The organism is Vibrio sp. 10N.247.311.14 (assembly GCF_041467715.1).
Taxonomy (GTDB): Bacteria; Pseudomonadota; Gammaproteobacteria; order Enterobacterales; family Vibrionaceae; genus Vibrio; species Vibrio crassostreae_C.
Genome location: NZ_JBFSVE010000043.1, coordinates 41,068 through 47,190, shown reverse-complemented (window position 1 = coordinate 47,190; position 6,123 = coordinate 41,068). Strand labels below are relative to the sequence as shown.

The window sequence follows — 6,123 nt, the reverse complement described above, 5'->3', positions numbered from 1 at the left end:
GCTATTCTATCTATTGCTAGGTTGCCCAAGTTGTAATGACCTACTATCAGATTTCGCCCGTAGAGGACTTTCACCTCCTAGATCAACGCCATGCTCGGCGCACAACAAAAGCCCCGAGCAGCTAGGCTACTCGGGGCTTTCTTACTTATTCTAAAACGTATGGCTTGTTAGCTAGAAGCTAGTCAGCTGGCAATTAAGCCTTAGCTGGACGTGCTGCACGCTTACGTTCGTTTTCAGTAAGAAGCTTCTTACGGATACGAATGCTTACTGGCGTTACTTCTACTAGTTCGTCTTCGTCGATGAACTCAAGAGCTTGCTCTAGAGTGTGACGGATAGGTGGCGAAAGAACCTGTGCTTCATCAGTACCAGATGCACGAACGTTCGTTAGCTGCTTACCTTTCAGACAGTTTACTGTTAGGTCGTTTGAACGGTTGTGAATACCGATAATTTGACCTTCGTATACTTCATCCGCGTGCTCAGCAAATAGACGACCACGTTCTTGTAGGTTGAATAGTGCGTAAGTCAGAGCTTTACCAGTTGCGTTCGAGATTAGAACACCGTTGTTACGTTGACCGATTACGCCGCCTTTGTGAGGACCGTAGTGATCAAATGAGTGGTAAAGAAGACCAGAACCAGACGTTAGAGTTAGGAACTCAGTTTGGAAACCGATAAGACCACGAGAAGGCATCATGAAGTCCATGCGAACACGGCCTTTGCCATCTGGAGACATATCAGTTAGCTCACCTTTACGTAGACCGATGTTTTCCATGATGCCACCTTGGTGCTCTTCAAGCACGTCGATAGTCACAGTTTCAAACGGTTCAGTTAGGTTGCCATCTTCGTCTTTTTTGATGATAACTTCTGGACGAGATACAGCTAGCTCGAAACCTTCACGACGCATGTTTTCGATCAGGATAGATAGGTGAAGTTCACCACGACCTGAAACACGGAAACGATCTGGGTTATCAGTTTCTTCAACACGTAGTGCAACGTTGTGTACTAGTTCTTTCTCTAGACGCTCAAGGATGTTACGTGAAGTAACGAACTTACCTTCTTTACCCGCGAACGGAGAAGTGTTTACTTGGAACGTCATTGTTACTGTTGGTTCATCAACAGAAAGCGGAGTCATTGCTTCAACATTGTTTACGTCACAGATAGTGTCTGAAATTTTCAGCTCACCAAGACCAGTGATTGCAATGATGTCGCCAGCGTTAGCTTGCTCAACTTCGTGACGGTCAAGACCTAGGTAACCAAGAACTGTACCTACTTTACCGTTACGTTTTTTGCCTTCTGCATTCACGATAGTTACTTGTTGGTTTGGTTTAACTGAACCACGAGTAACACGAGCAACACCGATAACACCTACGTAAGAGCTGTAATCAAGTTGCGAAATTTGCATTTGTAGTGGACCGTCAAGGTCAACAGAAGGAGCATCTACTGTATCAACAACAGCTTGGAACAATGGTTCCATGTTCTCGCCAGTTTCGCCTTCAGTCATTGTTGCCCAACCGTTTAGAGCTGAAGCGTAAACAACTGTGAAGTCTAGTTGCTCATCAGTAGCACCTAGGTTGTCGAAAAGGTCGAATACTTGATCCATAACCCAATCAGGACGAGCGCCTGGGCGGTCAATCTTGTTGATTACAACGATTGGCTTAAGACCGTGTGCGAATGCTTTTTGCGTTACGAAACGAGTTTGAGGCATTGGGCCATCAACTGCGTCAACGATAAGCAGAACAGAGTCAACCATAGACATGATACGCTCAACTTCACCACCGAAGTCCGCGTGTCCCGGAGTATCTACGATGTTGATGCGGTAATCATTCCAGTTGATTGCTGTGTTCTTAGCAAGAATGGTAATGCCACGCTCTTTTTCGATGTCATTCGAATCCATGACACGCTCTTCAGCTTCACCACGAGACTCAAGAGTGCCTGACTGTTGTAGCAGTTTATCAACCAAAGTCGTTTTACCGTGGTCAACGTGCGCGATGATCGCGATATTTCTTAACTTATCAATCTGTGGAGTAGACATGGATTCTCGATTCACTCATAAAAGTAGCCGTCACTTATCTCAAAAGTTTGGATAATAACCGCTAGCTTGATTTAAAAAACGGTCAATAATATACCAGATTCTAGACAAAAACCCAGAAATATGTGATCTGAACCGGGGCTTTTTTCTTTATTAGCGATTCATATCCGCTTAACTTTGATTCAGTACAGTGTTGAACAGCCCAATTCGTAGGACTCTAAAAAAGTATCACCTGCGAGTGGCGAACCAAATCTCCCGCAAAATAACAAAAGTGGATTGACAACTTAGGCAATTCATTGCTGAATGGTGCTCGCTTATGTCTCATATTGGTGCACAGACAAACAATTGCACCAATAAGGTGCGCACGGAGATCATTTTGGTGCAAAAACCAAATTAAGCAAAACCGAAAAACAAGTAAATCATTGAAATTAATGGAATAATTTTTTTGGCACGTTTTTGGCTATAGATAAATCAGCATCGATTAATGCACTTATAGACATTAATCAATGCTAGTTTCAACCGAATCGAGCTAATACCGAATTAATAACACTGGAGGTTATCCAAGATGTCAGTAGAAAATGTACTATCCCTGATCCAAGAGAACGAAGTTAAATTTATCGACTTACGTTTTACTGATACAAAAGGTAAAGAGCAGCATATCTCTATCCCTTCTCACCAAGTTGATGCAGACTTCTTCGAAGAAGGCAAAATGTTTGACGGCTCTTCAGTAGCTGGTTGGAAAGGCATTAACGAATCTGACATGGTAATGATGCCAGACGCAGCATCTGCTGTACTGGACCCATTCACAGAAGACGCAACACTAAACATCCGTTGTGACATCCTTGAGCCTGCAACAATGCAAGGCTACGACCGTGACCCACGCTCTATCGCTAAACGTTCTGAAGAGTACCTACGTTCTACAGGTATCGCAGACACAGTTCTAGTTGGTCCAGAGCCAGAATTCTTCCTATTTGACGACGTTAAGTTCTCAAACGACATGTCTGGTTCTTTCTTCAAGATCGATGACGTAGAAGCAGCTTGGAACACAGGTTCTGACTTCGAAGGCGGTAACAAAGGTCACCGTCCTGGCGTTAAAGGCGGTTACTTCCCAGTAGCTCCAGTAGATTCATCTCAAGACATCCGTTCAGCAATGTGTCTAGTAATGGAAGAGATGGGCCTAGTTGTTGAAGCTCACCACCATGAAGTAGCAACTGCGGGTCAAAACGAAATCGCTACTCGCTTCAACACGCTAACAGCGAAAGCTGATGAAACTCAAATCTACAAGTACGTTGTACACAACGTTGCTCACGCATTTGGTAAAACAGCGACATTCATGCCTAAGCCACTAGTTGGTGACAACGGTTCTGGTATGCACGTTCACCAATCTCTAGCAAAAGACGGCGTTAACCTGTTTGCTGGTGATAAGTACGGCGGCCTATCTGAAATGGCTCTTTACTACATCGGTGGTGTAATCAAGCACGCTCGTGCAATCAACGCGTTTGCTAACCCATCAACTAACTCGTACAAGCGTCTTGTACCTGGTTTCGAAGCACCTGTAATGCTTGCTTACTCAGCACGTAACCGTTCTGCTTCTATCCGTATCCCAGTAGTACCAAGCCCTAAAGCACGTCGTATCGAGCTACGTTTTGGTGACCCAGCAGCTAACCCATACCTATGCTACTCAGCAATGCTTATGGCTGGCCTTGACGGCATCAAGAACAAGATTCACCCAGGCGAAGCTATGGATAAAGATCTATACGACCTTCCTGCAGAAGAAGCAGCTGAAATCCCAACAGTTGCAGAATCTCTACAAGAAGCTCTAGCAGCGCTTAGCGAAGACCGTGAGTTCCTAACAGCTGGCGGCGTATTCTCTGACGATTTCATCGATTCTTACATCACTCTGAAATCTGACGACGTACAACGCGTGAACATGGCTACACACCCACTTGAGTTTGAACTGTACTACTCAGTTTAATCTCCTGTAGAGATAAGCCATTTCTTACTGCAACCTTGTAAGAATCGCTGACTAAATATTAGGCTCGCCTCGCAGGCGGGCCTTTTTTATATTCTCCCTCCCCCCGCTTCCTCGTACCATACCTTAGACAAAAGCCCTCAGAGGCTGTCGCGCTAAATACAATAAAACCAACGCCAAACGTGAAATCACCTAGCGGTGAAAAGAGGCTAAAGATATGAAAAACATACTGTTCCTAATCGGGTTAACAGTCGCGCTCTCGTGCTCTGCTCAAACGGTGTATACCTGGATAGATGAAGATGGCGTGCTCCACTTTAGTGATAACCCTAGCGCTCAAGATGCCGAGGCTCTTCGCCTGCCAGATGTGCAAGCTTCAGCACCCGCCCCTAAATTTGAGGCCTCAACTCCGGTTGACGCTGCTGCTTCCTCTACAACTAAAACGGCAACGCCAGCCAAAACTCAGGCAGAAACCGAAACCACAAAGCGCGAGGTTCCTACTCAATTAGCCCTCACCATGTTGACTCCAGTTCATGATCAAACCATTCGTAGTAATCGCGGCTTAATCCCGATTCAGATAGAACTCAACCGAAAGCTTGGTATAGGTGAGCAATTACAATTGATGCTCGATGGCCGTCGATATGGCGCCCCACAGACCCAACCTATTTGGGAATTAAAAGGTATCGATCGAGGTACTCACACCATTGCAATTCAAGCACATAGAAGCGGCAAGCTTATTGCATCTACTAGTCCAGTCACCGTGTATTTACATCGAGCGACGCTCAAGTAGGCCAATGTGTTAAAAGAGGCCAAATAACCTCTACTTTTCACCTAATCGAAGCAGCTTTCAGCGACTCTAATGAATTATCTTTAGCTTCTGGTTGATATGCGCCATACTTGAACTTAGCTACGCACCAATTTGGTGCAGTGAGAAAAACACCAGTTCAAGGACGAAATAGTGAATCGATCAGCCAAAAGCGACAGCATAGATACACACCATCTTTCCAGCGCCATTCTCGACAATATGGTGACTTCGACATTAATGCTCGATGAGCAATTGTATGTCCGATACGCAAATCCGGCGGCTGAGCAGCTCTTTTCACAGAGCGCACGACGCATCGTTGATCATCCACTGAGCCAACTTATCCAACACGCTTCACTTGATTTGGCGCTTCTGACGCAACCGCTACAAAGTGGCCAGAGCATTACCGACAGTGACGTTACCTTCGTTGTTGATAACCGCCCACTGATGCTTGAAGTCACGGTTAGCCCAATATCTTGGCAGCGAGAGACGCTGTTATTGGTTGAGATGCGCAAGATAGACCAGCAAAGACGCCTTAGCCAAGAGCTCAACCAACATGCACAACAACAAGCGGCTAAGTTGCTGGTACGCGGGTTAGCACATGAGATCAAAAATCCACTCGGTGGCTTAAGAGGTGCGGCGCAGTTACTTGGGAAAATGCTTCCTGATCAGTCTCTTAATGAATATACGCAGATCATTATTGAGCAAGCCGACCGCTTAAGAGCATTAGTCGACCGCCTGCTTGGCCCTCAGAAACCGGGGACGAAGTCAGAAGAGAACCTACACCAGATACTTGAGAAAGTCAGACAGCTCGTGGAACTCGAGTCGGGTTCAACGCTCGCCATCGAACGAGATTACGACCCGAGCTTACCGGACATTCTGATGGACTCAGCACAAGTTGAACAAGCGATGCTCAATATCGTGAGTAACGCGGCACAGATTTTAAAGGCCCAAGAATCAGGGAAAATCACCATTCGCACCAGAACGGTGCATCAAGCCAATATTCATGGGCAGCGACACAAACTCGCAGCGCGCATTGAGATCAGCGATAACGGCCCCGGCATCCCCGATGATTTAAAAGATACGCTGTTTTACCCAATGGTCAGCGGACGAGAGGGTGGCACAGGGCTGGGGCTATCGATTTCTCAAAACCTGATCGATCAACACAATGGGAAAATTGATGTTGAAAGCTGGCCAGGCAACACCACATTCACGATTTATCTACCGATTTAGGTCATAAGAACCTCGCTATTGGACAGCGAGATGAAAGGCTTAGCTCGGTAACACAAAGATTAAGACATCATAAAAACAACAATGATTATCACA

At 45.7% G+C, this 6,123-nt stretch carries 4 protein-coding genes; 3 read left to right on the top strand and 1 reads right to left on the bottom strand.

Annotated elements, in window-relative coordinates; genetic code table 11:
- Nucleotides 1–193: 193 nt before the first annotated feature.
- Nucleotides 194–2,029 (bottom strand): translational GTPase TypA, encoded by a 1,836-nt coding sequence (typA, locus tag AB6F11_RS15600; RefSeq protein ID WP_102394310.1) that lies wholly within the window; start codon nt 2,027–2,029, stop codon nt 194–196.
- 562 nt (nt 2,030–2,591) lie between these two features.
- Here typA and glnA point away from each other — a divergent pair.
- From glnA to glnL, 3 genes are all read left to right on the top strand, one after another.
- Entirely contained in the window at nt 2,592–4,001 is a 1,410-nt protein-coding gene (gene glnA / locus AB6F11_RS15595; RefSeq protein WP_017059221.1) for a glutamate--ammonia ligase, read from the top strand.
- A 214-nt stretch (nt 4,002–4,215) separates the two neighbouring features.
- On the top strand, nt 4,216–4,785 hold the full coding sequence (locus AB6F11_RS15590) for a DUF4124 domain-containing protein (protein ID WP_017059222.1): 570 nt from the start codon (nt 4,216–4,218) through the stop codon (nt 4,783–4,785).
- A gap of 168 nt (nt 4,786–4,953) precedes the next feature.
- Nucleotides 4,954–6,030, top strand: coding sequence for a nitrogen regulation protein NR(II) (glnL, locus tag AB6F11_RS15585; protein ID WP_017079339.1), 1,077 nt, complete (start codon nt 4,954–4,956; stop codon nt 6,028–6,030).
- The last annotated feature ends 93 nt before the right edge of the window (nt 6,031–6,123 follow it).

Bases quoted from the DNA above. Each gene is read 5' to 3' on its own strand.
- typA (WP_102394310.1), bottom strand. From the start codon at position 2,029: ATGTCTACTCCACAGATTGATAAGTTAAGAAATATCGCGATCATCGCG.
- glnA (WP_017059221.1), top strand. From the start codon at position 2,592: ATGTCAGTAGAAAATGTACTATCCCTGATCCAAGAGAACGAAGTTAAA.
- AB6F11_RS15590 (WP_017059222.1), top strand. From the start codon at position 4,216: ATGAAAAACATACTGTTCCTAATCGGGTTAACAGTCGCGCTCTCGTGC.